Genomic DNA, 25,643 nt, shown 5'->3' with positions numbered 1-25,643 from the left:
AGTTCTGCACCAGATATGCACCACTAGCTCAGCGGCAGCGCAAGGACACCACTCGAAATGAGTTTCGAGGAATCCTTGACCACGCATGTCCATTGTGCGAAGATTGAAGTAAGCGCGAGTCCGTCGCGCATCCCGCGCCCCTCGGGGTGACGGGACTGGCTACTCGGTAAGGCGAGCCCACTCGGGCGCACTGGATCGCCACGCCGCCTGCACGGACTGGGCGCGTGTTGGGAGCCCCAGGTCGGATTTCGACCTGTTGGAGCGCCACCTTGCGTACCCCCGCCCTTTCCTGGCAGACCCCCACCCCCCTCCGCCCGCCTGTGGTCGCGGGCATCCCCGCGCAGGCTGTCAGCGTTTCCGTCGCCGCCGCCATGCTCGGCGTGAGCGAGAAGACGATCCGCCGCAACATCGACACGGGCGCGCTGCCCGCTCGGAAGCTCCCGAGCGGCTCACTCTCGATTCGGGTCAGTGACCTCGATCAGCTCGGCGAGTTGGTCGGACCCCGTACAGGTCCGCGTCGATCCGCACCGTCCACACCCCGTCCAGCGCGCCGTAGCGCTTCGCGCGCCGCCTCCAAGGCGGCGACGGCATGACCGTGACCCGCATCGAGCAGAAGATCGTTGCCTGCTCCGACCTGTTCCGCATCGACGGTACCGACATCACGGTGAGCGTGGTCGATTTCAGCGACCCCATCGTGATGATCGAGTCCCGCAGCCTCACCGCCGAGGGCGGCTGGGGTTTCGAGGGTGATGTCGCCCGTGAGTGGATCGCGCCGCTGCGGCAGCACCAGGGCGGGGTTATCGCCCTGTCCTCCTCCGGGTACGGCGCTCACGTCGAGCTGGACCTGACCGCCGATGTTGCCCGAGACCTCGCTGACGCGCTCGACCAGGCGCTCGCGCAGGTGCCCGTGTACCCCGACTGGCTGGAAATGGACCGACTGATGGACGACGCGGAGGGTGACGTTCCGCACGTGGTTCGTGGACTGGACCTGACCATCACTGCCGATCCGCACACCCGCGAGCTGACGCTTACGGACCAGGACGGGACCGCCCTCACTCTCGCTGAAAGCGAGGCAGTGGGGATGTACCAGCAGCTCGTCGCAGCAGAGGACACCCCAGCACAGGCTCTCGGCGTGCTGATCCCTGGCGGCTGGGTGCTGAGCGGGGCGACGGGCTCGGGCAAGTCCCACTTCATCAACCAGCTCCGCTTCATGCTCGCTCAGCTCGACAGCCTCGACGCGCCAGGCGCGCAACAGATTTAGCCCAGAAATGCGAACGCCGCCCTTGGGCGAGGGCGGCGGCGCTGAAACTCCGAAGAGAAGGACACCCGATCAAAGTGTCAACCAAAGTTAACACGCCATCCTCCACGTCGTCCAGCGACTCGCCGAAGAAGCGCGCGCCGCGCAAGGCTGCGCCGAAGGCGGCGACGACGAACGCCACCAAGCCCGCAGTGGACGCGACCACGGGCAAGATCACCGTCGATACCTCGTTGCCAGGGAAGCTGGTCGCGGGCGGGGTGACCGAGAAGGACGCTGGTTGGGGCGACCCGTCCAAGAAGCTGCTCAAGAAAGATGGGTCGCCCGACCCCTTCTCGCTGGTGTCGGCTCCCCCGACATACTCGGACTGGGGAGGCTTGACCTTCGGTCCGCATCCCTGCCAGACCACGGCGGTGGGCGAAGCTCACGTCGCGAAGATGCAGGCGCTCAAGGGCGCTCAACGGGTGTCGCTCATGCAGCAGGTGTTTCCGCCTGTAGTGCCTCACGTGGACGATGCTGGACCCACGCCGCCGCTGCCGCCGCATCGGTCTGAGTGGGCGAAGGCGTTGGACCCTGACCGCGAGCTGCGGTTCTTCGGTGAGACCGAGCTGCTGCGGGCGACCCGTAACTGGGCGCGCTCTCAGGGGATCAGCCCGTGGTCTTCGTGCGGTGCGATGATCACGCAGGTGCTCGACCATGTGGGTCCGCATGTCGTGATACCGCCCATCGTCGGGGGAAAGCTCGGGTCGCTGAACACTCTCGTCGGGCACGTCGGCTTCACGGCGGACGGCAAGGGCACGTCGCCTCGTATCGAGGTGCGGCTTGGGGGTACGGAGGAGCCAATCGGTGCGCCTCCGAAGATCACCCCAGGTAGCGGTGCCGCGTACGCGGACATCTTCGTGGACTGCGTAACGGACGACCTCAAGCAGAAGCACATGCTGATCAAGTGTGCGAGCGCACGACTTGTGTACACCGAGGTCACGCAGTTCTCGGTGATCAAGAACCGAAGTGGCGACGCGATCAACGGCGAGCTGCTCAAGCTGTACCCGGGTGAGGGGCTCGGATCGAAGACCAAGGGCGACCCCGCTTACACCAAGGACCACGAGTATCGGGCGAGCACCGAGATGCTCATCCAGCCAGCCCTCTCTGGAAGTGTCACAGGCACCGTGGACGCTGCTTCGGGGCTCACGGGGCGGTTCGCCTGGACTTCCGCAGGGAGCACGAGCGAGGAGCCGTCCGAGGAGGAGAAGGCGGCAGCGAAGTCGAAGATCATCGAGGAGGACTCGGGCGCTATTGACATGTCCGAGTACGACGATGACGACTTCGCCACCACGATGGAGCCGTTCATCCTCTACCTGCATCCGTTGTTCGGCACTACTCCGTACAACGCAGCCGGGTACGTCATCGCGCCTGACCATCACCGCGTGCTCGTGAGCAAGAAAGTGTGCGAGCTGATGAAGGTCACTCGACGCGCGCGCACCTGGGATGAAGACGCGGAGGACCGTGACTCCCATGCGATGCTCACCACCCTCAAGGTCGCGGTGGCGCTGGCAGTGATGCACGGCGCGTATCTCATCACGCCGTACTGGTGGAACCTCGCCGTGATCTTCATGCAGATGTCCGACGCGGCTCGCCAGGTCGCCGCTGAGGGTGCCACGCAGGCGGTCAGGGCTGAGGCGCGCGCCGACGGTGAGACCGCCGCTGAGCGTCGCGATGCGGAGTCGGAACACCTCAAGACGCTCAAGGCGGAACGCGTCGAGCTGCTGCGTAAGAAGATCATGGATCGCGCCTTGCAGTGGGTCTCGGCGAAGCCCGTGAAGCACGAGCTGGGCTGGACGATCACCGAGATGTGCGCGTCTCTCAACTCGTTCATGAACCCCACTGGCAAGAAGACCCCGAAGACGACCGCTGAGGACGTGCGAGCCTGCGTCGATTCGCTGGTCGAGGAGGGCAAGCTCACGCTGATCCCCGACTCTCGGTTCGACATCAAGGGGAACGCGGTTGCCACCTTCCTCCCGACGGTGGCTATCGGGGCGGGGGCGGCATGATGCTCACTCACATGACCGCGCAGCGGGGTATCGGACCCTCCGTACCCTCCACTGCGTCCTCCTCGGAAAACGCCTGGTCAGAGCGGACCCTCCGTACCCTCCGTACCCTCCGCCTGGGGGTGCCTCTGCCTGAGAGTGAGCCCACCGCAGCGTCCACCCCCTCTACAGAGAATAAGTTTAATATATTGAACTTCTTCTCTCTCTGGGGCGAGCTGAGCCTGAACGATGAGCGGACTCAGATTCCGACCCTCGCAGTGGAGGGTACGGAGGGTACGGAGGGTCCGCGCCCACCTGCGGGTTTCCGTGGAGGACGCGGTGGAGGGTCCGTGTCCGCAGGGCGGAGGGTCCGTGCGATTTCAGCCCTTCCGCCGCGTGAATCGGGCTCCATCGCCTGTTCCATCACATCTTTGACGGCGAGCGGAGATGCACGATGACAAACTTCCGTGTTGACGACTGCGCTCCGATGTCCGATTTCGGGGCGGAGGGTCCGTGGCAGATCACCACGCCCCTGACCCCCTCCGACGCGCTCGACCTCCTCACCGATCTGGTGCGCCCCACGCCCGAGGTGCACCCCGCTCTGGTGCGGGCGTGTGCGCAGGTGCTTGCCCACGACTTCCGCGAGGGAAACGGTCTGCTGTATGCAGCAGGGGCGGACGAGGCAGCGGATGCCGCCCTCACTCGGTGGGCTCTGCGGATGCCGTCGGGACTGCGGATCAAGCAGTCAGGCATCGTGCCCATCGAGTTCTCCCCAGAACAGTGCCGCGCGGAGCTGCTCAACGTCACCGCCTGGAATCGTCGCATCATCACGGCAGCCCCGAGCGTGATCCCCCCGTGTGTCGCTGCGCTGGGGATGCCCGTCGCAGAGGCGACCATCGCGACCTACCAGGCTTCGATCCCGCGCCTCGCCCTCGATGCCTTGGTCACCGCCCTCGCCACGCACCTCCACGCCCAGAAGCACGGCCCCCGCGTGGAGCCCACCAAGCTCCGCATGGACTGGTCCGCGTTCACCGTCGAGGGCGATACCACTGATCGCGAGCTGGACCGCCAGATCGCTGCACTGCTCTCCGACCCGTACCCGGAGGGATCGAGGTACGACCGCGAGGTGCTCCGCCTGTACTCCGACGCGATCTACGCGTGCCCCGATGTCTCGTACCTCCGTCTCGCGCAGATCGTCACCGCCGCTTTCGAGCTTGACCCTGACGGCTCACTCCTCAGCCTGGAAGCCTCAGGCACCCCCGAGGCGGTTCTCGGTGTCCACGCAGTGCTCGATGAAGCGATCACGGCGGGCGTGGTGCACCTCGGGCAGAAGCAGTGGGACTGGCTCCGCTCCGAAGCTGCCCTCGCCCGTACTCACCTCGGGCTCGCCAACCCCGCTGCCTGATCCCTCCCTCGAAAGGAACCGACATGTCTGCACCGAACCCCCAGCGCCCAGTCCACGCGCGACGGCACCTCCGCCTCGTCCCGCCTCTGCCCGAGGACGGGTCCGAGGCCGCGACCACGAGCAAGCCCACCGCAACATTTCCTTGGGATGTGCCCACGCCATACGGGCAGCCCTACCAGGACCGTCCCAGTTACGTGCACTCGATCCCGCAGACCCTGCCTGCCGACGACCACCACGATCACCCGCCGCGACGGCGCGTGCAGTGGGTCCGCCCCGACCAGACCCGACAGGAGGACTGAGACCATGACTATGCCCATCGACCGCGACGACCCGCAGCTCGCGCACCTGACCCCTGTCGAACGCGAGCGCTGGATCGGCGAAGCCGTACGGACGCGGTTCTTCACCCCCGACGCCCCGCTCCCTCCGATCCCCACGCGACAGGCCCTGGACGAAGCCGCTGCCCGCGCCACCGACCGCGCCCGCCGCGAGCTGGATGAACCCGACCGTCATCCCGAGGTGGGGCTGTGCAGCGACCCGCGCTGCGCGCACTGCCACATGAGCGCGGACGTACCCGGTATCGCCGACGACCTGACCCCGCTGCCCGAGCCCGACCCTCGCGCGGTGGGCATCTCCGAGCGCGCGCACCGTGCGGCCTGGCTGCTCCCGTTGTCCATCCTGATCCGTGAAGGGATCGCTGCCGACCGCGAGCTGACTCTCGCCGCCGACGCCGAGTCCATCACCGCGCTGGAACGGATGGCCCTGGGCCTCGACCAGACCAAGCGAGTGGAGCAGATGTCCTCGGCGCTCCGTCCGTCACGTCCCCCGCGTTTGGGCGGGGTGACACCACACCTCCTCGCCCTCTGCACGGAGGCCGAGCAGGTGCTGCTCCGCCTCGCCGAGGGCGATCCTCGCGCGCTCGACGACGCCGTGTCCGTATACGCCCGCCTGCGCCGTGAAGCTGGCGCGCTCGCCGGGGAGGAACACATCTCCTCCCAGGCACCGACGCTCACAGCGATGGAGGAGCATCTGCCCGCTTACGCCGAGCTGATCACCGATGTACCCGCTGAACCCGCCCTTTCCATCACGGACGACGACAAGGAGAACTGATCATGTCCGATAACCAGAACACCCCCGCCGAGGTCGAGACCACCGAGCACACCTACCCTGCGGCGTTCGACGTGAACGCGTTCATGCGCAAGCAGGACGCTGCCATGGCGCAGGCGGAGCAGCGCCGCGCCGAGACTGCTACCGAGGCGCTCACGCGCGCATCCGCAGCGGTCGCGGCGGCTGACGTTCGCGTCGGGCTCGCGGACCTCGCCCAGGCGAGTGCAGAGCGCGAGGTCAAGGCTGCGAAGGCTGAGCGCGAGCAGGCTCGCTCGGACTACAACCGCGCGGTCGCCGAGGCAGTACGGCACTCGCTCACACTCAAGACCGAGGAGACCCGACCATGAAGCCCGTTACGTTCTTCCGTCGTCGCCCGACGACGGCGACGACGACTACCCCCACCCAGCGGGCGCGCAGCTACTTCGCTCGCCTGATCTGGCTGAGTCTGTTGCTCTCAATCATCGGTAACGCGCTGCACAACATCCCGAGCATCGCGACCTCCCTCCCTGTGCAGATCGTGCTCTCGGTCATCCCGCCGATCCTGCTTGCCCTCCTGATCCACGGGCTGAGCCATCTCGCCGCCGCACAACTCGGCGGCGCGCTGTACAACTGCGCTGCGGTCGCGGTCGCTGGGCTTGCCCTCGGGGCGGGGATCGTCAGCTTCGTGACGTTGCAGGCACTCGCCCTGATGCCGTACCAGGGCGCTGGTGATGTTCACGGTGGTTGGCCGGAGAGTCTGGCATGGCTCCTCCCTGTTCTCCTGGACGTGCCCGTTGTGGTCGCCACGGCGGTGCTCGTGGCGGTGGATCGCGCCGCGATGCGCACCGCTGGTGCACCCGCCTCCGACGATGCGCACCAGGCCGACGCCTCCACACCAGAGGGCGCAGAGGACGGTGCGGACTCCGCACCAGGCGATGCGCGGCCCGTTGCCGACACCTCGACGGCCTCGGCCACCGACATGGGTGATGACACGGACGCACCAGGTCCGCACCGCGCTGTGACCTTGGGCGATGCACCCGCTGATGCACCCGCGCCCCAGGTGGTGCACCCGTCCGATGCGGAGCCCCGCACCGCCGACTTCGACGGGGTGCGGCCCGATGCACCCGAGCCGCACCAGGGCGATGCGCTCGCCTCACTCGCGGAGGCGTTGGTGCGCGCGGGGCGCACCACGGCGGACCCCGAGACCGTGCACATCGTGCTGATGCGCACCGTCTCAGGCGCATCGTCACGGCGTGTGGCGGAGGAACTCGACGGCCTCAGCTACAGCGCGGTGCAGCGGATCGTCCGCGCCGCGCGGGAGATGGGAGAGCTGCCCACCGCCGACACCGCGCCGACTCCCATCCGCCTGGTCGGGTGATCGCCCGACCTGTCCGCGCCCAGCAAAGAGCCCCACTCCGAACATCTCGGAGTGGGGCTCTCTTGTGTCCGGCGAACTACCGCGACGCCTGGCGCTTGAACGAGAAGTAGTACCCACCGCGCGGGGTGCCGTAGCAACTCGCGCCGACCACGGTGACTCGCTTCATCTGCGTGCGCGCCTGATCACAGGTCCAATCCGAGCTGAACGGCCCGCGCTGCGCCCACTCGACGTTGCCGTATGGAGTGGCGCTCGCTGCGGGGGCGGCGACGGTGCCGACCGCCCCAGCTCCACCGAGCACCGCTGCGCCCATCAGTACGCTCGCCATCGTCCGCTTCGCCTTCGACATCTTCGTTCCCCTCCACGTCGGTGGACGCGGGACACCCCCGCGTCGTCGAGAACGACCTTCTCGGCCTGCGCCAAACGGGCGCTTGGCGGGCGCTTGCGCTTGCTCACGAACAGGACGGTCCCCAGGTAGCGTGCTCCGCATGGGGAGAAACAGGACACCACTGGCAGCGCTCTGCGGGGGCTTCATCATTGTGCTCACCGGCTGCGGCACCGTCGCGGGAACGCCCGTTGCTGATCCGAGTGCGGCTCCTGCTCTCGACACGGGGAACTTCGTGACCAAGCCCCGCAAAGTGGAGGCGCGCACACCCGCTGATGCCTGGCAGCAGGAAGGATGGCGGCTCGCTGACGGCATCCCTGCTCCGTGGGATGTGGATTCATCGCTCACGGCGCGCGTCCCTGACCTGATCACCACGCCTCTGGTGTCTGCCTCGCAGCTCGGGCTTGAATCGAACCTAAGCCCGTTCGGCACGAAACAGCAGAAGATGGTGGAGGCGGCACCGTTCAAGACGGCGATGTTCGCGGGTGCGCAGAACAAGGGGGGAACGCGTGTCCTACGTATGGGGCTGATGCGTTTCGCCTCGGCGGACGCCGCAACTTCGCTCGTGGGTCAATTGACGAACGGAGCTGAGGTTCAGGCGGGCACCCCTCGCGAAGTGAACGCGGACGGTTGGCGGTTCGTCACGACTGGGAAGCGCACCACGAAGAACGCTGCGTCCATGACGATCATCGCTCCACGTGGCGACCTGATCGCGGTGGTCACCGTGGACTTCCCAGTGGGGCTCGGTGACGAGGAAGGAAAAGCCGTGGGCAGTCTGGGGAAGCGTGCCCGCGAGATGCTCTGGGCGAAGATGGCGGACTACAAGCCCTCCGATGCGCCGAACGGAATTAAGCCGAAGGTGGACATGGACTTCGAGGGGCTGATGTCCCTGACCTTGCCGAAGACGATCCCGTCGAATGAGTTGGGGCTCTCCGAGGGTGTGGACTGGGGCGACGGCTGGATGAGCATCGCTACCTACGGGCTGATGACGAGCAACCCCGGCTACGTTCGACGGTTCGACCTCGACTACGTGGCGAAGACCCGTGCGAGTGTGGTGTTCCGCGCACGGTCGGAGGTGTCAGCGGCGGAGTTCTTCCGCGTCGATCACGCTGTGGATGGTCAGAACCCGACGCTCACCGACCTCAAAGGCATTTCCCGCGACAACGGGAAGTGCTGGCAGAGCGGGACCAACATCGTTTGCTCAGTGCGCGCAGGACGCTACGTCTCGATGGTCCTCAGTCCGACACGGCAGCTCGCCGAGCAGTCCGCATCTGCGAGCTACAAGATCATGCAGCAGGCACGAGTGAAGTAGCTGGGACAGAACGTGACACGTTCTGCGCCTGCGGAAGTGCTGCTTCCTTGAGCCGTTTGGTCGTTCATAACCGCTGCGAAAGAGTGCTTCGACAAGGTAGTGGTGTCCCGCTGAGCGGGTCTCACCCACGATATGAGGAGCAAGCGAATGACGCAGTACAAGACCGTGACCGTGGAAGACGGCCTCCTGTCCAGCCTCGACTACATGGTGGACAAGAAGGCGGCGGAAGAGGGCAAGCAGGGCTGGCGGCTGGTGTCCGTGAACAAGGTCAGCGAGAAGAAGGCACGCTGCGAGTTCGCCAAGGACTAGTCGTTAGAACGCCCCGCAACTCTGCGGGGCGTTCTCTCGTCTCCACACACACAGACACGGAGCGCCTGATGACCGAGAACCAGTACGACGATGAATACGATGACGACGCCGAGGAGACGCGCGCATTCGTGCTCGCGCACTGCGCGTTCGAACTTGGAGTCGCTGCGGGCAGTGATACCCGTGCCGACGACGCCCTCTCTGATGCGATTATGGCGAGCTTCCGCGACGGCATCCGATCTGCGGGCTTCTCAAGAGGGGCCGCAGTGGCCTCGGAGAGTAATACGCGGTACGCGCCTACACCCGCCGTGTCCCCTGATGTGTTCGACGTGTACGACCACGAGGGAAACAGCATCGAAGACCACGACTTCATGGAGTCCGTGTGCCGTGCAGTTCCGTCCGCGCGCCCCTTCCTCATGCGGAAGTTCGAGTTCCTCACGGGACATGAACAGGGCTTCCCGTACTGGGACGGCACAGGACTCGAAATCGGGTACGAGAACACGTTCGGCATCACCTACGTCACGCCTGTCGCGCACTACGCTGTCCTCGCCCACGACGGTGTACGCATCGCGTTCCTAGGGTGCATCGGGCAGACGATCAACGATTGGGCCACTGCTCTGCCGAAGCTCCGCGAGAAGTTCGGCGCACCACGCATGACCGTGGAGGAAGTCCTCCCACAGCTTTTCGAACTGGCATGGCACAACCTCGCCTGAGTGCGTACCCGGTAACGTCTCGCACGTGACCACGCCCGAGCCGATTCGCGTCCCGACCCCCTACTACGGGGGTAAAGCGAAGCTCGCCACGCGGATCGCTGCGAGCTTTCCCGCGCACCGTCACTACGTCGAAGCCTGCGCGGGCAGCCTGGCCGTCCTCTTGGCGAAACAGCCGAGCGAGCAAGAGACCGTGAACGACGCCGACCGCCGATTGATGGTGTTCTGGAAGGTGCTGCGGGAACGTCCGGCCGAGTTGGAGCGAGCCTGCGCACTCACGCCCCATAGCCGAGCCGAGCGCGAGCTGGCACTGACCATCGACCCCGATCAGCTCGATGAGCTGGAAACCGCCCGCCGTGTTTTCGTCGCCTTGACCCAAGGGCGATCAGCGACGCTGGCGCGCACGGGATGGAGGAACCAAGTCGCCCCCTCGCACCCGATGCCGCTCGCGCTCGCGAAATACGCCGCACGCCTCGGACCCGCCGCCGCGAGGATCGCAGGGGTGTCCTTGGAGTGCCGCGACGCCGTGGAGATGGTGCAGGCGTACGGCGTCGAGCAGTCCACCCTGATCTACGTCGATCCGCCGTATGAGCAGCACAGCCCCACGGGCGACTTGATGCGGAAGTGGAACTACGGGATGGAGATGGCGTCGGCGGCGCACACGGAGTTGATCGACGCCGTGCTCGCCGCCGAGAGCATGGTGGTCGTTTCGGGCTATGGCGGTGGACGGTGGGACGAAGCCCTCGCGCGCTGGCACCGATATGAGTTGGAGACACATACCGCGCAGGGCGGCTCGACCGCTCCACGCGGGTCCGCGCGCACCGAGGTTCTGTGGTCGAATACGCCCTTGATTGGGCTCGGAGTTTCCGAACAGCGACCAGGTGATTCGCCAGGTGGACGTACGGAAACTCCGCCCCTGCGATGCCCCGTCTGCACGCGGCTTCTCCGCCAACCGCGCACTGGTCGCCGTCGGCGGTGGTGCTCGGACGCGTGCAGGGTCAGGCACTACCGCGCGAGCAGAGCAGTCGCTGATCCCTCGGTTCCCGACGGGGACTGACCGCGAAGGACGTGACACCGCGCGGTCCCGTTCTGTCAGATCACAATGGCACTGTCGAGGCCATGACCACTTCGACGCCCCACCTCGTCGGCTACGCCCGCGTCTCGACCACGCACCAGGATTTGACCGCTCAGCTCGACGCGCTCACCGCCGCTGGGGTGCCTGAATCGCAGGTGTACTCGGACAAGCTCAGCGGCAGCGCGGGCACGAGCCGCCCTGGTCTCGACGCCCTCCTCGCGTATGTCCGTGCCGGTGACGTGATCGTCGTGCACGGCGTGGATCGCCTGGGCCGCAGCGTCGCGGAAGTGTCCACCACGATTGCTCATCTCACCGAGCGCGGGGTGCTCATCCGCTCGATCCGTGAAGGCATCGACACCTCGACCGCGACGGGTCGCATGGTCGCGTCGATCTTGGCGTCCGTAGCTGAGATGGAATTGGAGCTTGGACGCGAACGACGGTCGGCAGCCCGCGATGCCCGTCGAGCGCGCGGACTTCCGACGGGACGACCGCCCGCGCTCGCACCCGAGCGACAGGAGCAGCTCCGTCGGTTGGCTGCGACGGGCGAACCCGTCTCGGAACTCGCCGCCGCGTTCGGCGTGAGTAGGCGAACCGCCTTCCGCATCGTGTCGGGCAAGTAGGCGAAAGCCCGCTGTAGCCGCTTCTGGCACAAGTCGTTCTGGCGCTGCTTATGGCACTGCACGACCTGGCGCGATCCCTCCGCGCAGTCCCGACCGAAATGGGTGGGCGATACCGAAGTAGTGGCACTCGGTCGATGCACGTTCTCCGCGCACCCTCGATATCGCCTATCCGACACCGCCGCGACCCCACCCTCAACCACGCCCACGCGCACGGCTCGGATCACGCCCACGGATGAGCCCCACGGATAGCGGATTGGATCACCCTGCTGGACACCCCCTGTACGGTAGCTACAGGGGCGTTCTCCCATCCGCGCAGCGGGCGAAACGGGCAGATGTACCCGCTCGCAGCCATCCGTGATCCGCGAATCTGTATCTACACAGCCATCCATGAGCGTGATCTGGCGCGCGGACGCGGGCACGGCGAAAACATGGCCGTGTTCTCTCCATATAGGCACCTCTACCTGCTGTGTTTATGAACGCGCGCACTGCCCGCGCGCACCCTCCCGCAGCGATCCGAACCGCTATCCGAAGCGAGCCCGCCTTCACTATCGCAACGATCCGCAGCGTGATCCGTACGATGATCCGTGCGCTGAGGCTGATCAGGCGCGGAAACAGGCTGTTCGGGCGGGATCAGGCTCGATTGGGCGATGCCAAGCGGACGGCAGGCAGGCTGACGGATACTGCGCTCGCAATGCATCGCACGGGTGGGACTGTCCAAGGGCATGATCCGAGGGTGTATCGGGCGGGGAGGGATGAGCGGGGGGATGGGGATGTGCACGGTCTCGGCTGCGGGACTACAGCGGGGGACGTGACATGAAAATGGGCTTCGCACAGGGGCGTTCGCGCGCTGTGGGTAGACGTCAACCAATGTAGACGTTATTGTGAGGGGAGCGAAGGAGATGGTGTACATGCGCAGGACGATGACGGTGGTCGCGGCGCTCGGGATTGGAGCAGTCGCGCTTTCGGCGTGCGCGCGTGAAGTGAGCGGCAGCCCCGTGACTGACGAACCCGCTGCGGGCACCGTTTCGATCACGGGCAGCGGTACTCCGATCACGCCCGCGAAGCTGTCCACGGTCACGTGCGCTCCGCTGGCCTCGACCATCGCGCTGCCTGCCTGTGACACCCCGAGCGCGACAGCGAAGCCGATCCCCGACGGGGCCACGATCACTCTCCGCGCGGGAGACCCGCTGAGGTTCGCGGGAGGTAACGCGGGGATGGGAACACCGAGCGGCAGTGACCGCATCTGCACCATCGGCCTTTTCGTCACCGACGGCACCGACACCTGGGCACTCAGCGGGTCGAGTTGCGCAGGCCGTAAGCCAGGAGGCACCAACAAGGTGTCGGGATCGGTCGCGGTTAACGATGGAGCCACGACCGTGGACGGGTACACAGTCGGCACGACGACCGCGATCCTCATGTCTCCCACGGGCGTCAGCGACGGCCCTGGCGGGCTGTGGACCGTACCCGCCGTCAAGCTGTCGAAGTCCGTGCGCGCGGTGTCCGACATCTCCGGCGTGACCACGCCGACGGCGGGTACAGCCGTGACGGTGCGAGGCGCGTCGTCGGACATCGGCGGATTGACCGCGATGCCGCCGAAGGGCGCGACGTGGGAAGGGGAGGGCACCAAGCCCGTTCTGCATCCTGGCGACCAGGGCGCGCCCGTAGTCGCGGGAGGGAAGCTGTACGGGCTCGTCAGCGGTCAGCCGAGCATCGCGCTGCCCGTCACTCCTGCCGACAAGATCGTGTCCGCACTCCCGCAGCTCGGACCAAACGTCCGCCTCCTCACGAAGTAGCCGGAACCAGCCGTACCTCCTCAGCGCCCCCGCTCCACATCGGAGCGGGGGCGCTTTCTGTCGCGACACGCACTGCGACACGGTGCGTGTCGTGAGTGGACAGCGAGTCGCGCGCGCGAGGAAGGTGGGATACGAAACGGATATACCGACGTAGGAGCACACCGTGGCAGAAGGCGATCCGAGCGAGGATCAGGAGACGATCCAGCCCTCGGCGGTGGCGCAGGTAGCAGAGTCGCATCAGGCTCTGTCGGAGACCGTGGAGCAGTTGGGCCACAAGATCCTGACCATGCAGACCAACAGCGTCGGGCGCTTCCCCTCTCAACTCAACACGGCGTTGCCCAAGCTGGGGCAGTCGTTGACAGACATCGCTCTGCGACTTCATGGTGTAGCCGCATCGGCGCAGCAGCAGGCACTACTCGAAGCGGGCTATCTACCCGCTCACACCGAGGCCGTACAGACGCTGAAAGCCGCCAAGGCCGCGTGCAAGACCGCGAACGAGGCTCTCGGGTCGGGTGGGCAGTGCACCCCGCAACAAGCGCAGAACGCGGCGACGGCGAAGGCCGCTGAGGACGCCGCGAGGTCGCACCTGCATCAAGTCTGGGACGGCGCAGCGACGCAGGCTACGCAGTACGCAGAGCCGATCCCGAAGCACGGACAAGAGGCCCAAGCTGCCGCGCAGCGAGCCAACGACGCGAAGATCGTGCAGGTCTCGGGAGGCGGGCAGCCGCTCCCTGACTCGGTGCAACAGATCGTGCCTGGCGGCACTCCCGCCCCTCGCGTCGAGACGCCGAACAAGAGCACGGCCCCGAGCGACAACAAGCCCGCTGGCGCGAAGCCCTCGGCGGAGAAGAACGCCGTGGAGAACGCCGACTCGAAGGGCCAGACCCCGCAACAGGGACAGCAGGCACTCCCGCAAGCCCTTGGCGCGCAGCAAGGGCAGGGCCAGCAGGGTGGCGCTCAGCCCCAGGGAGGTGCTCCCGCTGGTGGCGCTGCCGCCCCGTCGGGCGCGCGTACGACGGGCGTTCCTGTCAGCCAGCCGACGCCCGTTCGCGCCGGGGACGGCGGGAGCCGTGGCGGTGGTGTCCGCCCGACGGCAAGCAGCCCCGTCCAGACACCAGCACAGCGCGCTGGGCTCGGGAACATCGGCAAGGGCGGATCGACCCTCGGCAGCGGTGCTGCCGCGACGGGAGCTGGTGGTGTCGGATCGCCCGCCGTGAACAAGAGCGGCGGAGGCGCTCCCACATCGGGCGGCTCGGGATCGAGCACGAGCAACAGTGCGGCCCGTGGCCCGATGGGAATGATGGGCGGCGCTGGACATGGTGCAGGAGCAGGCGGCGGCACGGCCCGTCCGAAGGCCGACATCAAGTCCAACGACCCCCGCCTGCGCGGCGAGGATGTCGCCGCCGAAGCCCTGGGCGGAATCGTCCGCGAAACCGATGGCGCGCCCACGCCGCCTGCCGTACCCGGCGTGACCGCGCCGATCCCACCATCCCCGCCGAAGCGATAGAGGAGTCCCCGTGACCGACGAACCCACCAAGGCCGACATCGCCAAACTGCGCGAGTGCCTGAACGAGCTGCGTGCAGTGGCGGGCCAACTCGCAGGTCTGACCGTGCCCGCTGTTGCGAGCACGGCGGACTCACGTGCGACAAGGATCGCAGACGCCGCGTACTCGAAGTCGCAGGCCGATTTCCAGCAGGCTCTCGCGAAGGCCGCGCCTGTGCTGAGCGAACAGGCCGACGTGATCGAAAAGTGGCTGACGACTACGGAAGCGATTCAGTCCGACACCGCGAAGAAGTCGGGCCAGCTCGGGAAGGACTTGAAGGACATCCCGACGCCGAGCAATAAGCCCACCACGCCGAAAACCATTGCGGGCGGCGACGTGCACCCCGACGGAACGGTGGAGCTATGACTGCCTCGCTGACCGATGAGCGCTGCGAACTCCACTCACTCGTCGAGCGGGCGAAGGCAGCGCTCGCGTACTGCGATGCCGAACGCGATCTGTACGTACGGGAGGGGAAGGACGTTCCTGCTTTCGTGGTCAAGCGCCGCCAGCAGCTCACCTCGCTCATCGCCGAGATGTCGATGGCCGCTGACGATCCCACCGCCGCGACGTACAAGCTGAGGCGCAGCATCGCGGTCCTAAGCAACGCCCTTGCGTATGGGGTGCCTTCACCACGCGCGCCCCGCCCACTGTCCCTGACGAAAACAACCCCGTAACCCCCACCGAAAGGAACTCGACATGTCGAACCCCACCATCACCACCGCCACCGACCTTGCACGCCTGCGCGCGTTGCTCGCTGAGTGCGACGACGCCGCCAACGATGCGAGCGAGGAATGCCAGGCTTACGACCGCCAGGGCGTTCCCACGCCGCCCTTCGTGCGCGACCGCGCGCATCTTCTCCATCGCGTCGTGGGGCAAGTCGCCGTCGGAGCGATGACCGCGCGCAGCGCCCCGCGTGAGGAGACCCTGGCCCTGATCGCCCGCCTGCACAACTGCTTGGTCTTCGGCGTGGACAGCCCACAGTGCGCCCCTGAGCCCCTGCGCGCGGCACCCGCCGACGCACGGCCCGTGATCGGATCGGGGGCCGCACGATGACCACGAACACGCAGAGCGTCATCGACCACGCCCGCCTCGAAAAGGCCGCGCGCGACATCCGCGCCCATGCGCCCGATTTCAACGTGGACGCTGAGTGTGCCGCCGTCATCGAGGCGTTCGACCGTGAAATCAAGGAGGGCACGGACTGCGATATCTCGGCGAGCATCTGGCAAGAGCCTCGGGAGAACCTCGTCCGTTGGCTCGGCCTGATCCGCGAGAAGGTTGCGGAAATCCAGGGCGGGATGAACGACGACGCGGCCTGGTTGGAGGAGTTCTCGCGCAAGGCCCGCAACATCCAGGACGGCGCTGCGACGAAGGCCCAGAGCCTCGGCAGCGACCTGGGCAGCCTTGGCGTCAGCAACCCCTCGCCGAGCAAGCCCTCGGTGTTCGACCCGCGCACGTTCCACGACACCACACCGTCCATCACCGTCCCGACGGTGCCGACACCCTCCACCCCTGCGGCGTCGGGGTCTCCGGTGCCGCCACAGGGGCCGCAGGGCAACACGGAAGAGGCCGCACCGTCGGCTCCGCCCGCGACCACGAACACGCAGGAGGCGACGCCAACTCCGCAGAGCGCGGCACCGACGCCCGCGCCGACTCCGCCGCAGAGCAACGCGGAGGAGGTCGCACCGACACCCTCGCCCACTGTCGGCGGGAACGCTGTCGAGACGTAGACCACGAGCACTGCCCCCGACCTGCATGGGTCGGGGGGCAGTTCCATGCTCTAGAGCATGTCAATCGAGGTTGACATCGAGCACGGGTATCAGCTCGACGCTGAGGATGCCGCCGTCCAAGGTCACAGAGACGTTCGGGGACACCCCGAGCGCATCGGTCAAGGTGTCCATGAGCGGGTACAGAAACGGGGCTGCTAGCGGGAGCCCGAGCATCGACATCGCAGCGGGGAAATCACATGTGAGCCACCAGCTCCTGTAGCCAGCGTCGTGGCTGTACTCGCACATCACCCACGGACCCTCGACCGCTCGCGCACCGCTGCGGGTGACCAGGGAGACGCGGACCGTCGCGCACATTTCGCCCATGTAGAACATCACGTACGGAACGAGGCAGTAATTTGCGTTCTCACACACGGGCGGGTTCCTCTCCGGTGAGCACTGCCACCGACGTGAACAGCGCCTCGGCGATGTCGATGAGCTGATCCCTGATCACCGTCGCCTCCCCGGCTTCGATCATCTCCACCTCTACGGGGTACATGCCCGTGACCTCCGCCAGATCATCCACCGACATGTGCAGCCTCTCCCGCTCGCGGGCGATACGCGCACCGACGTTCGTGGCGTCACGAACGTCGCCCTGGCGGCGGTACCGAGCCCAGTAGTGGCGTTCGCGGTCCTCTGCCCACCGACGATCTTGGACCGCAGATCGCGCCCGACGACGGTGGGCAGCGAGGGTGTCCTCGTCATCGTCGGACAACCCGAGCAATTCCCGACGGTGCTGCATCAGGTGCAGCACGTCGGCTGGGAGAGCGGTCCTGGTCACATGCCCTCGATCAGAGCAAGGGCGTGCATCAGGTCGGCGCGGATTGCCGAGGACACGTCCGAGGTGATCGGCCCGCCGTCGGCGACCCGCTCGGGGCTCACGACCACAGCCACCGCCTGTCCATGCCGCGTGATCGTCACCGGGTGCGAAGCCGCCTCGGACACGATCCACGACAGGCTGGCTCTCGCGCGATGCAGCGGGACGGCGGTCATGGTCTAGATCATGGTCGCGGGCACCGACATCGCCGCGCTGGTCGTGGTCACGTCCCGTGGGCGGACCAGTGTTGGAGCTAGCGGATACGGTCTCGCTGTTGGTTCACGGACTCGACCACCTCATAGGAAATCTGCCGCAGCGCGTAAGGCACTGGGCTCGACAGCGGAACCTCGTCGCGGTCACCGTCGCGATAGGTCCAGCCCATCGAGTTGCTGTTCGCGAGCTTGTCGTAGGTGTTCTTGATCTTCGGATCGACGTGCGCGCCGCCCTCCTTATTCGCAACAGTCAGCACCAGCTCCTGACGGGAGAACTCGGTGCCCTCGCTGTCGCGGATCACAGGCTCTTCCCACCAGAACTCGCGAAGGATGCGTGAGCCACGCGGCAGCCGCATGGTCTTGGTGATGATCTGCGAAGGAGGTCTATCTCCGAGCGGAGCGCGGAAGGTCGGTCGGCGCTCACCAATGTCGATGCCAGTCTGGACGAGACCCCAGACGGAGAGCAGGTTGTTGGGGTCGGGCATCCCAGCGGTGTCGATCCACGTCAGTGGCTCAGGGAAGGCAAGCTGGTCGAGGAGCGCGTGCGACTGCGCGGTGTCGTGGAACAGTACCCGCAGTGGTGTCGCCATCCGAATGGCTTCGTCGATGTGCCCCTGGTCGAACCACGCGTTCGAGCGTTCCAGGAATCCGATCTGTTGCTCGAAGGCTTCAAGCAACTGGTCTCGCGTCCGTGCCACCATCGCCTGACAGTACCGAGAGAATCTCGGCGGGGGACTCGACAGGCGCAGGTCGGCGGCTTGTCCCCGTGGCAGGCTGGCTAAGCCCGGGGCAGGTTCCAGTCCGCGAGCACGGTCGGAACGGGCGTCGCGCGGGTGCTGCGGTCGGCAGACGTGCTCGATTTGTCGCACTCGGACAGTGGCGGAACAGGCAAGCCGGTAGGTTCCTCACGTGGGTGATTTCGAGAACGCAGTAGCTGAGTACGGCGCACGCGCGAAGGCGAAGCTGTCGGGGCCAGGCGAGCGGGAGGCACTGCTCAGCGGCCCAGTGTCCGAGTTCATCACCGCTGTGGGTGCGCTGTCATCTAAGGAGGTCGTCGCTCACGACGAGGTACGCGAACTCGACGGGACGGTGCGTCCCGACTTCGGAGTTCGGGTGAACGGGCTGCTGGTCGGGCACATCGAGTTGAAGGCTCCTGGCGTCTCGCTCGATCCGACGACGTACGCGCCGAACTCGCACAACGGTAAGCAGTGGAAGAAGCTGGAACTACTGCCGAACCTTCTGCACACGAACGGCATTGAGTGGCGGCTGTGGCGATTCGGCGAACTCGTGGACGAGCCCGTGCATATGCACACCCCCGACCTTACGAAGACGAAGGGGACACTGACCGCCCCGTCCCGCCTAGAGCTGATACTCAGCGCGTTCCTAGGGTGGACGCCGACGCCGATCTCCTCGCTGACAAAGCTCGTGGACACCCTCGCTCCCCTCGCCGCCATGCTCCGCGAGGAAGTAGCCGCTGCGCTTCGAGCCGAAAGGCGAGCGGTGAAGGCGGGCGCAGACCGCGACTCTCAGCCATTCATCGGTCTTGCCAAAGACTGGAAGATGATGCTGTTCCCCCACTCCACGGACGGCCAGTTCGCCGACAGGTACGCGCAGACCGTGGTGTTCGCCCTCGTACTCGCGATATCCGATGGCACTGACATCGCGACGCAGAGCCTCCACGAAGTCTCGAAGCAACTCGAAGGACACCACCACACTTTGATGGGGCGGGCACTGAACCTCCTCACCGAGCACATCGCGAACTCGCCCGCTGGACTTGCTGTGGAGATGATCACCCGCGCGCTCGGCGCGGTCGACTGGGCGAAGGTCTCCGCTGGTTCATCCGACATCTACCTCCACCTGTATGAGCACTTCCTCGGCAAGTACGACCCCGCATTGCGCAAGAAGTCAGGCTCGTACTACACGCCGGTCGAGGTGGTGGACGGGATGGTCCGCTTGACCGATCTGGCGCTGTCCGAGTTCTTCAACAAGCCCGACGGGCTGCGCAGCCCAACGGTGTCCGTAGTCGATCCCGCGATGGGAACTGGCACTTACCCCCTGTCGGTGCTGCGGCGGATAGGCGACAGTGCCGCAGCGCTGTACGGGGATGGAGCGACCGCCGACGCGGTGACCTCGGCCATCAACCGCCTCTACGGGATCGAATTGCAGTCAGGACCGTTCTCGGTGGCGGAGCTGCGCGTCGCTGGAGCTGTTGAGAAGTTCGGCGCGCAGGTACCGAGTCAGGGGATGAACTTGTTCGTTGCCGACACCCTCGAAGACCCCGACGAAGGCAGCGATACCCGTCTGTCGTACACCCTCCAACTGATCGCTCAGCAGCGCCGTCGTGCGAACGACATGAAGCGCAAAACCAACGTTCAGGTGGTCATCGGGAACCCGCCGTACATGGAGCGAGCTGGTGGTCGCGGCGGGTGGATCGAGTCGGGTATCGACACGAACACTGGTGTAGCACCGCTGGATGCCTTCCGCACGGAAGGTAATGGGCGCAATGAGTTCCCGCTGTCGAACCTCTACATCTACTTCTGGCGTTGGGCGACTTGGAAGGTGTTCGAGTCCACCGCGAAGGCCGCAGACGAGGGCGATACGGGGATCGTCTGCTTCATCACCGCTACGGGTTACCTCACGGGACCAGGATTCAAAGGAATGCGGGAATACCTGCGACGTAAGGCATCGCACGGTTGGATCATCAATCTCACCCCCGAAGGCAAGAAGCCGCCCGCGAAGAGCGCTGTGTTCAACATCGAGACCCCTGTCTGCATCGGCATCTTCGCTCGGACACCCGACACCGATGAAGATGTCCCCGCCGACATCAGGTACATCGAGTTCGACGGTTTGCGTGAGGCGAAGTTTGAGAACCTCGAAGCATTGACCTTTGACGATCAGAGATGGCGATCAGCTCGCACGGGGTGGCAGACGACGTTCACGCCCGCTGCTGCCGGAAACTGGGACTCCTTCCCTGCCCTCTTTGACCTGATGCCCTGGGCAACTACAGGGGTGACTCCAAACCGCAACTGGGTGATCGGTCCATCGAAGGCATCGTTGGAGCTGAGGCTGCGGACGCTGCTATCCGAGAACGACCCGCAGGTGCGGGACGCCATGTTCAAGGTCACACGGGACCGACGGATCGACAAGCGGTCCAAGGCACTACCCGGTGCGGATGTCGAGACCGATACGACACCATTGTCGTCGGTTCCGCTGATCGCGAAGCCCAAGCTTGTGCAGACAATGTTTCGGTCATTCGACCGCCAGTGGGTCCTCGCGGACAACCGATTGATGGACATGGCGCGCCCACCGTTATGGGAGTCTCGTGTTCCCGGGCAGGTGTTCGTCGTGGAGCAACACTCGATCCATCCTGGCGCTGGCCCAGGGCTGCACTTCTCCGCCCTCATGCCAGACATCAATGCGTTCAACAACCGTGGCGGGCGCACCTTGCCACGGCTTCATCCGAACGGGTCGCCCAACGTCACGCCAGGGCTCGACGCTGCCTTGAAGAAGGAAATAGGACCGTCCGCCTCCGCAGCGGACATCGTGTTCTATATTGCGGCGATCACTGGACACCCAGCCTTCGTAGAGCAGTTCGCCGATGAGTTGTCTACACCTGGGATTCGTATCCCGATCACCGCCGAGCCCTCGCTGTGGGACACCGCTGTGCAGCTCGGCAAGCACGTAGTGTGGTTGACCACGTACGGAGCGGAGGGCGAGAGGGCCGAGGCCGTGGACGACACCGCCCCCGAGGAGCTACCTCAGTACATGAAGTCGGTGGGGCCAACCCGCCCGGAATCATACGAGTTCCATTCCGACGAGGGGGTCCTCACTCTTGGGAGTGGACGGTGGGAGAACGTCACCCCAGAGGTGTTCGGATACACGGTGGGCAACGTCGCCGTTGTCCAGTCGTGGCTCAAATACCGCATGGCGAAGCCGACAGGGAAGGTGTCCTCGCCTCTCGACGAGCTTCACGACCCCAACTGGGCACCCGAGTGGTCTATCGAGCTGACGGAGTTGCTGCGTGTATTGACGAACCTGGTGGCTATGGAGGGTGACCTAGACCAGCTCCTCGGAGATGTGCTAGCGGGTCCGCTCGTGTCCATGAAGCAGCTGGTCGCGGCAGGGATGCGAACAGGGCTGGATGCTGACGACCGTAAGCCGAAGTGCACGCCGTACACCGTCGGGATGTTCGCTGAAACGAATGAGTCGTGAGCGACTCTGCCGACGACGCTACCGTTCCCGCCTTGCCTGCATGGGTGGAGCAGCTCATGTCCGAAGAGCGCGAGTACTGGCGCGCACTCCGCGCCGGGCGCGCAGCGACGGAAGCTGAGCTGTGGGAGTCGTGTAAGAAGCAGTGGGGAGTTACGGAATGACGCCAACATTCTCGCTGATCGGGTCAGGGATCATCGGTGCGCTCGCGCTGTTTGGAGTCATCTGGACGAACCGTCGGGGAGACGAGCGAGAACGTAACAAGCATCTACGGGAGATGCTCATGGACCGCTCGTCGGCGGTCCTCGATACTGCCAACGAGGCGGTCGGAAGAGTGAACGGAAGCTACTCGTGGAGTGTGGACGCAGCACCTGCCGAGTACGTGCACGCCGTCAACGCGCACGCCACACTTGCCATGAGGATCAGCGCGCTGTCCCTCGTCACGGACGAGCTGTCCGAGCCAGCGGATGCGCTCTACGAAGCGTTCGAGCCTGCGCTCACCTATCTCCACGCTCAGATCAGGGAACGTGAGCGGAGCGGCGAGGGATTCCCCTTCGACCTACGCGACCTAGAGTTCCGCATGATGCGCGTGGCCGCCTGCTCGGGGGGATTTACCGTCGCGGCGCGGCGTTTGATCCGCGAGACGGGTATGCCGAAGAGGCGGGTTCGAGAGTCTATCGTGCAGCTTTCACGCGTGCGGTGGGGTCATGCGCGTGCGTGGGTCCGCCGAGTCAGGTCAGGAGTTCGAATCTCCTAGGCTCCACAGAAGAGTTCCAGGTCCGCACCAGAAGCAGCGGGCAGCCTCGCTGATCGACTACATGTTCGCAGTCAACTTCGGCAAGGCGGAGACCCGTACGGTGAAGTCGCCAACGACCATCTCCTCTCGATCAGCCTTCGCTCGTACTAGGGCAATCTCTTCCGCTCGCCGTGTTGTTCCTGGTCAGCGCGGGTTTCTGAGCGGACAATGGACGTATGAGCCGCACACCGACACCAGCGCCCGACCACGGGATCACATCAGGATGGCAGCGCGCGGGCTACGAGGCGGGCCTGCACCCGAGGCGTCCGAGCGAGGACACCATCGTGGCGCACCAGGCCGTCAGCGCCGACCTCCTGCGCCAGGCCGAGGCCCGAGGCCGCGCGCAAGGCCGTGGTCAGGGCCAGCAGGAGGCCGAGACCGAGGAGAAGCCCAAGGGCCGTGGTCAGGGTGATCAGCGGCAGAACGGTCCCCGCCGCCGAGCACCAGGAACGGCACCTGTTCTCGGTCCCTGGCTGCGGGTATACGGCGTGATGTGCCCCCGCTGCCAAGCTCCGCGCGCGAGGCTGTGCCAGACCAGCAGCGGCGAGTTCCGTCCAGTCTGGGAGCCGCATAGGGGTAGGGAGAAGCGGGGGCTCAAGGACGCGCGCCTGATGGATCGGCGGGTCAAGCCCGTCTTCGAGCAAGCGCTCACGGCATGGGAGCACGGGATGAGCGCGCGGGACGCGGGTGTGCAGAACAAGCTCCCCGGCGACGAGCAGGCGCGCCAACAGCAGGGCAGGGGGACTCGACAATCGCCGACCAGCCAGGGTGGCGGAGGGGACAACGTGGCTGGTAGGAGGTCCGCTCGTGCTCGCGGACGCGTTCAGTCCGCGAGCACGAGCGGGTCGGGGGTCGCGGGCGTGCTCAGGGGATTCGTCGGCTCGTGGGTCAGCGCGTTCTCCACGGCGTATCGCGAACTGGGCGACGCCTACGAGCAGGGGAAGCGGCGATGATCGGACGTGATATCGCGTGCACGTATCGGTGCAGGTCGCGGGCTCGCCGCCACGGCGCGGAAACTCCGCTCTACGGCGTGTTTATGGCGTGAAAACGGAGAAGCGCCGCGCGACTAGACGACGGATCGAACGCGAAAATGTAGCCTGACCAGGGACGTATCCGAAAGTGTAGAACGCATCGAACATGGGGAGTAGCCCTACACTGAAACGAAGGGTTACTGGTTCGAGTCCAGTTGGGGGAGCAAAGAAGCCGCCTCTTCGGAGGCGGCTTTCTGCTTTCACGGGGCTGAGCTCCCGCGCGATGTCGGGTCATTGGGGGTATGAGCCCGGCCCGGGCGCGGATCAGGTGGGGTCGGCACCGTCGGGCTCGATCCCGAGAGCCTCGATCCGGGCGTTGAGGAAGCGCTGTTCGGGGATGTTGGTGCACAGCCTGGCGGCGGTCCGGTAGTCGGCGATGGCCTCGTCGCGGCGGCCGAAGGCCTCGAGGATCGGCGCACGCACCGCGTACAGACGGTGGCTGCCCCGAAAGCGAGGATCGTCCAGGAGGGGCTCCAGCATGCGTAGGGCCCGTGCCGGCCCGTGTACCTCGTTGATCGCCACCGCGTAGTTCAACGTCACGGCGGGGGAGGGGGCGCTCCGGGCGAGCATCGCGTAGAGCGCGGCGATCTGCGGCCAGTCCGTCCGCTCCCACGTCGGAGCCTCGGCGTGCACCGCGGAGATCGCGGCCTGCAACTGATAGGGGCCGACCGGCCCCGTGGGCAGCGCCGCTTCGATGAGGACGACGCCCTCGGCGATCCCGGTGTGATCCCAGCGGCCCCGGTCCTGGTCCCGGAGTGGGACGAGGTCACCGTCGGGCGTGGTGCGCGCAGGCCGACGGGCCTCGCTGAGCAGCATCAGGGCCAGCAGTCCGGCGGTCTCGGTCTCCTCGGGGAGTTCGTTGTGCAGCAGTCGCGCCAGGCGGATCGCCTCGGTCGTGACATCGACGTCGAGCAGATGCCCACCGACGGAGCGGCTGTGGCCCGCGGTGTACATGAGGTACAGGGCGTGCATCACCGCCGGGAGGCGTTCCTGCCGCGTGGCGGGTGGTGGGAACCGCCGGTGCTGCAGATCGATCGTCGCCTTCGCCCTGCTGATGCGCTGACCGACGGTGGCCGATGGGATGAGGTAGACGGCAGCGATCTGTTTCGTGCTGAGCCCCAACACTGTTCGCAGCGCGAGCGTGACCTGGGATTCGATGGTGAGCGCGGGATGACAGCAATAGGTCAGGACCTCCAACGACGCATCGTGATCCTCCAGTGGCGCAGCCGGATCGGTGACCCGGTCGACACCGTCGAGCAACGCCACTCGGTGTTCCCTCCGCAGCCGCGCGATGTCCTGACGGTGGCCGTCGAGGTACCGGCGCGACGCCACGCGCACCAGCCATCCGCGCGGCTTCGCCGGCACCCCGTCGGCCGGCCATTGGCGCGAGGCGTCGACCAGAGCCTCCTGGACCGCGTCCTCGCAGGCGGCGAAGTCGCCGTACCGGCGGACGAGCGCGGCGAGGACGTGCGGCGTCTCGCGGCGCCACATGTCCTCGCCCACTGCGGGAGTCATGCGTCGTCGTCGCCTCCGGGCCACATGAGGGGTCGCAACTCGACCGTCTCGCCGGGGCCGGCGAACCGGGTCGCGACCTCATGAGCGCGCTCGGGTCCGGCGACGTCGATCAGGAAGAACCCCGCGAGGTGCTCCTTGCTCTCCGCATAGGGACCGTCGCTCGAGGTCGGCGCGCCCGCCTCCCAGCGGTACAACGTCGACGACGCCGGATCGCCGAGGGCCTCACCGCCGAGCAGCTCGCCCCGCTCCTGCATCTGTCCGAGCAGATCCTCGAAGTCGGCGTTCATCTTCTCGCGCTGCTCGGCCGGAAGCGCCTTGTGCTCGGCCAGGTAGTCGCCCGTGGGATGGCCCCAGGGCTGGGGATTCGAGTGGATGAGGATCACGTACTTCACCGTTGCGCCTTCCGTCGTGAG

General features: G+C 66.2%; 30 protein-coding genes. 23 read left to right on the top strand and 7 right to left on the bottom strand.

All coding sequences use genetic code 11. The annotated features are described in order from the left end of the window. Window positions 1-224: 224 nt before the first annotated feature. The 8 genes from AXK60_RS27905 (at window position 225) to AXK60_RS02105 (ending at window position 7,145) form a co-directional block, all read left to right on the top strand. Entirely contained in the window at window positions 225-593 is a 369-nt protein-coding gene (locus AXK60_RS27905; RefSeq protein ID WP_425315205.1) for a helix-turn-helix domain-containing protein, read from the top strand. Continuing rightward, window positions 590-1,261 carry a hypothetical protein gene (locus AXK60_RS02130; RefSeq protein ID WP_068569321.1) on the top strand — a complete coding sequence of 224 codons (672 nt, stop codon included), beginning with the start codon at window positions 590-592 and terminating at the stop codon, window positions 1,259-1,261. The genes AXK60_RS27905 and AXK60_RS02130 overlap by 4 nt, the downstream gene beginning before the upstream one ends. A gap of 74 nt (window positions 1,262-1,335) precedes the next feature. Next, window positions 1,336-3,303, top strand: coding sequence for a hypothetical protein (locus AXK60_RS02125; protein WP_139057702.1), 1,968 nt, complete (start codon window positions 1,336-1,338; stop codon window positions 3,301-3,303). 430 nt (window positions 3,304-3,733) lie between these two features. Next, complete coding sequence (locus AXK60_RS02120; RefSeq protein ID WP_139057701.1) at window positions 3,734-4,684, top strand: hypothetical protein; 951 nt, start codon at window positions 3,734-3,736, stop codon at window positions 4,682-4,684. Between the two features lie 149 nt (window positions 4,685-4,833). Then, the gene (locus tag AXK60_RS26745) at window positions 4,834-4,983 is read left to right on the top strand and encodes a hypothetical protein (RefSeq protein ID WP_175399911.1); all 150 of its coding nucleotides are present in this window, start codon (window positions 4,834-4,836) and stop codon (window positions 4,981-4,983) included. Window positions 4,984-4,987: 4 nt separating this feature from the next. Next, the gene (locus AXK60_RS02115; RefSeq protein WP_139057700.1) at window positions 4,988-5,791 is read left to right on the top strand and encodes a hypothetical protein; all 804 of its coding nucleotides are present in this window, start codon (window positions 4,988-4,990) and stop codon (window positions 5,789-5,791) included. A 2-nt stretch (window positions 5,792-5,793) separates the two neighbouring features. After that, the gene (locus tag AXK60_RS02110; RefSeq protein WP_068569317.1) at window positions 5,794-6,135 is read left to right on the top strand and encodes a hypothetical protein; all 342 of its coding nucleotides are present in this window, start codon (window positions 5,794-5,796) and stop codon (window positions 6,133-6,135) included. After that, window positions 6,132-7,145 (top strand): hypothetical protein, encoded by a 1,014-nt coding sequence (locus AXK60_RS02105; protein WP_068569316.1) that lies wholly within the window; start codon window positions 6,132-6,134, stop codon window positions 7,143-7,145. Before AXK60_RS02110 ends, AXK60_RS02105 begins: the two co-directional genes overlap by 4 nt. A gap of 76 nt (window positions 7,146-7,221) precedes the next feature. Here the strand turns inward: AXK60_RS02105 and AXK60_RS02100 are convergent, their stop codons facing one another. Beyond that, window positions 7,222-7,491, bottom strand: coding sequence for a hypothetical protein (locus AXK60_RS02100; RefSeq protein ID WP_068569315.1), 270 nt, complete (start codon window positions 7,489-7,491; stop codon window positions 7,222-7,224). Window positions 7,492-7,630: 139 nt separating this feature from the next. Here AXK60_RS02100 and AXK60_RS02095 point away from each other — a divergent pair, with 139 nt between their 5' ends. The 11 genes from AXK60_RS02095 (at window position 7,631) to AXK60_RS27765 (ending at window position 16,614) form a co-directional block, all read left to right on the top strand. Beyond that, window positions 7,631-8,839: a DUF7373 family lipoprotein gene (locus AXK60_RS02095; protein WP_139057699.1), complete on the top strand. Its 1,209-nt coding sequence runs from the start codon at window positions 7,631-7,633 to the stop codon at window positions 8,837-8,839. A gap of 147 nt (window positions 8,840-8,986) precedes the next feature. Next, window positions 8,987-9,148, top strand: a complete 162-nt coding sequence (locus tag AXK60_RS26105) for a DUF4177 domain-containing protein (RefSeq protein ID WP_175399910.1) — start codon at window positions 8,987-8,989, stop codon at window positions 9,146-9,148. Between the two features lie 68 nt (window positions 9,149-9,216). After that, window positions 9,217-9,858, top strand: coding sequence for a hypothetical protein (locus AXK60_RS02090; RefSeq protein WP_068569313.1), 642 nt, complete (start codon window positions 9,217-9,219; stop codon window positions 9,856-9,858). Window positions 9,859-9,883: 25 nt separating this feature from the next. Continuing rightward, window positions 9,884-10,912: a DNA adenine methylase gene (locus tag AXK60_RS02085; protein WP_068982467.1), complete on the top strand. Its 1,029-nt coding sequence runs from the start codon at window positions 9,884-9,886 to the stop codon at window positions 10,910-10,912. A gap of 62 nt (window positions 10,913-10,974) precedes the next feature. Then, complete coding sequence (locus AXK60_RS02080) at window positions 10,975-11,550, top strand: recombinase family protein (protein WP_068569312.1); 576 nt, start codon at window positions 10,975-10,977, stop codon at window positions 11,548-11,550. A gap of 995 nt (window positions 11,551-12,545) precedes the next feature. Continuing rightward, window positions 12,546-13,343: a hypothetical protein gene (locus AXK60_RS02075; RefSeq protein ID WP_139057697.1), complete on the top strand. Its 798-nt coding sequence runs from the start codon at window positions 12,546-12,548 to the stop codon at window positions 13,341-13,343. Between the two features lie 163 nt (window positions 13,344-13,506). Next, window positions 13,507-14,850, top strand: a complete 1,344-nt coding sequence (locus tag AXK60_RS26100; RefSeq protein WP_139057696.1) for a hypothetical protein — start codon at window positions 13,507-13,509, stop codon at window positions 14,848-14,850. A gap of 10 nt (window positions 14,851-14,860) precedes the next feature. After that, on the top strand, window positions 14,861-15,253 hold the full coding sequence (locus AXK60_RS02070; protein WP_068569310.1) for a hypothetical protein: 393 nt from the start codon (window positions 14,861-14,863) through the stop codon (window positions 15,251-15,253). Beyond that, entirely contained in the window at window positions 15,250-15,561 is a 312-nt protein-coding gene (locus tag AXK60_RS02065) for a hypothetical protein (RefSeq protein WP_068569309.1), read from the top strand. The genes AXK60_RS02070 and AXK60_RS02065 overlap by 4 nt, the downstream gene beginning before the upstream one ends. A 22-nt stretch (window positions 15,562-15,583) precedes the next feature. Next, the gene (locus AXK60_RS02060) at window positions 15,584-15,940 is read left to right on the top strand and encodes a hypothetical protein (protein ID WP_068569308.1); all 357 of its coding nucleotides are present in this window, start codon (window positions 15,584-15,586) and stop codon (window positions 15,938-15,940) included. Then, window positions 15,937-16,614 (top strand): RodZ family helix-turn-helix domain-containing protein, encoded by a 678-nt coding sequence (locus AXK60_RS27765; RefSeq protein WP_068569307.1) that lies wholly within the window; start codon window positions 15,937-15,939, stop codon window positions 16,612-16,614. The genes AXK60_RS02060 and AXK60_RS27765 overlap by 4 nt, the downstream gene beginning before the upstream one ends. 60 nt (window positions 16,615-16,674) lie before the next feature. Here AXK60_RS27765 and AXK60_RS02050 read toward each other — a convergent pair whose 3' ends face one another. From AXK60_RS02050 to AXK60_RS02035, 4 genes are all read right to left on the bottom strand, one after another. Then, entirely contained in the window at window positions 16,675-16,989 is a 315-nt protein-coding gene (locus AXK60_RS02050; protein WP_175399909.1) for a hypothetical protein, read from the bottom strand. Window positions 16,990-17,017: 28 nt separating this feature from the next. Continuing rightward, window positions 17,018-17,431, bottom strand: coding sequence for a helix-turn-helix domain-containing protein (locus tag AXK60_RS02045; protein WP_068569305.1), 414 nt, complete (start codon window positions 17,429-17,431; stop codon window positions 17,018-17,020). Continuing rightward, window positions 17,428-17,643, bottom strand: a complete 216-nt coding sequence (locus AXK60_RS02040; protein WP_068569304.1) for a type II toxin-antitoxin system prevent-host-death family antitoxin — start codon at window positions 17,641-17,643, stop codon at window positions 17,428-17,430. Before AXK60_RS02040 ends, AXK60_RS02045 begins: the two co-directional genes overlap by 4 nt. Window positions 17,644-17,720: 77 nt before the next feature. Beyond that, entirely contained in the window at window positions 17,721-18,380 is a 660-nt protein-coding gene (locus AXK60_RS02035; protein WP_068569303.1) for a hypothetical protein, read from the bottom strand. Between the two features lie 208 nt (window positions 18,381-18,588). Here AXK60_RS02035 and AXK60_RS02030 point away from each other — a divergent pair, with 208 nt between their 5' ends. From AXK60_RS02030 to AXK60_RS26095, 4 genes are all read left to right on the top strand, one after another. Further along, the gene (locus AXK60_RS02030) at window positions 18,589-21,891 is read left to right on the top strand and encodes a type ISP restriction/modification enzyme (protein ID WP_068569302.1); all 3,303 of its coding nucleotides are present in this window, start codon (window positions 18,589-18,591) and stop codon (window positions 21,889-21,891) included. Window positions 21,892-21,923: 32 nt separating this feature from the next. After that, complete coding sequence (locus AXK60_RS27760; protein ID WP_280512872.1) at window positions 21,924-22,052, top strand: hypothetical protein; 129 nt, start codon at window positions 21,924-21,926, stop codon at window positions 22,050-22,052. After that, the gene (locus tag AXK60_RS02025) at window positions 22,049-22,645 is read left to right on the top strand and encodes a hypothetical protein (protein ID WP_139057694.1); all 597 of its coding nucleotides are present in this window, start codon (window positions 22,049-22,051) and stop codon (window positions 22,643-22,645) included. Before AXK60_RS27760 ends, AXK60_RS02025 begins: the two co-directional genes overlap by 4 nt. A gap of 215 nt (window positions 22,646-22,860) precedes the next feature. After that, window positions 22,861-23,637 carry a hypothetical protein gene (locus AXK60_RS26095; protein WP_139057693.1) on the top strand — a complete coding sequence of 259 codons (777 nt, stop codon included), beginning with the start codon at window positions 22,861-22,863 and terminating at the stop codon, window positions 23,635-23,637. 342 nt (window positions 23,638-23,979) lie between these two features. Here the strand turns inward: AXK60_RS26095 and AXK60_RS02010 are convergent, their stop codons facing one another. Next, window positions 23,980-25,230 (bottom strand): RNA polymerase sigma factor, encoded by a 1,251-nt coding sequence (locus AXK60_RS02010; RefSeq protein WP_068569298.1) that lies wholly within the window; start codon window positions 25,228-25,230, stop codon window positions 23,980-23,982. Next, window positions 25,227-25,622: a YciI family protein gene (locus tag AXK60_RS02005; protein ID WP_068569297.1), complete on the bottom strand. Its 396-nt coding sequence runs from the start codon at window positions 25,620-25,622 to the stop codon at window positions 25,227-25,229. The genes AXK60_RS02010 and AXK60_RS02005 overlap by 4 nt, the downstream gene beginning before the upstream one ends. Window positions 25,623-25,643 lie beyond the last annotated feature (21 nt).

This window comes from Tsukamurella pseudospumae, from assembly GCF_001575195.1.
Classification (GTDB): domain Bacteria; phylum Actinomycetota; class Actinomycetes; order Mycobacteriales; family Mycobacteriaceae; genus Tsukamurella; species Tsukamurella pseudospumae.
The sequence above is the reverse complement of the archived record's forward strand: the minus strand, read 5'-3'. Positions and strand labels throughout refer to the sequence as shown.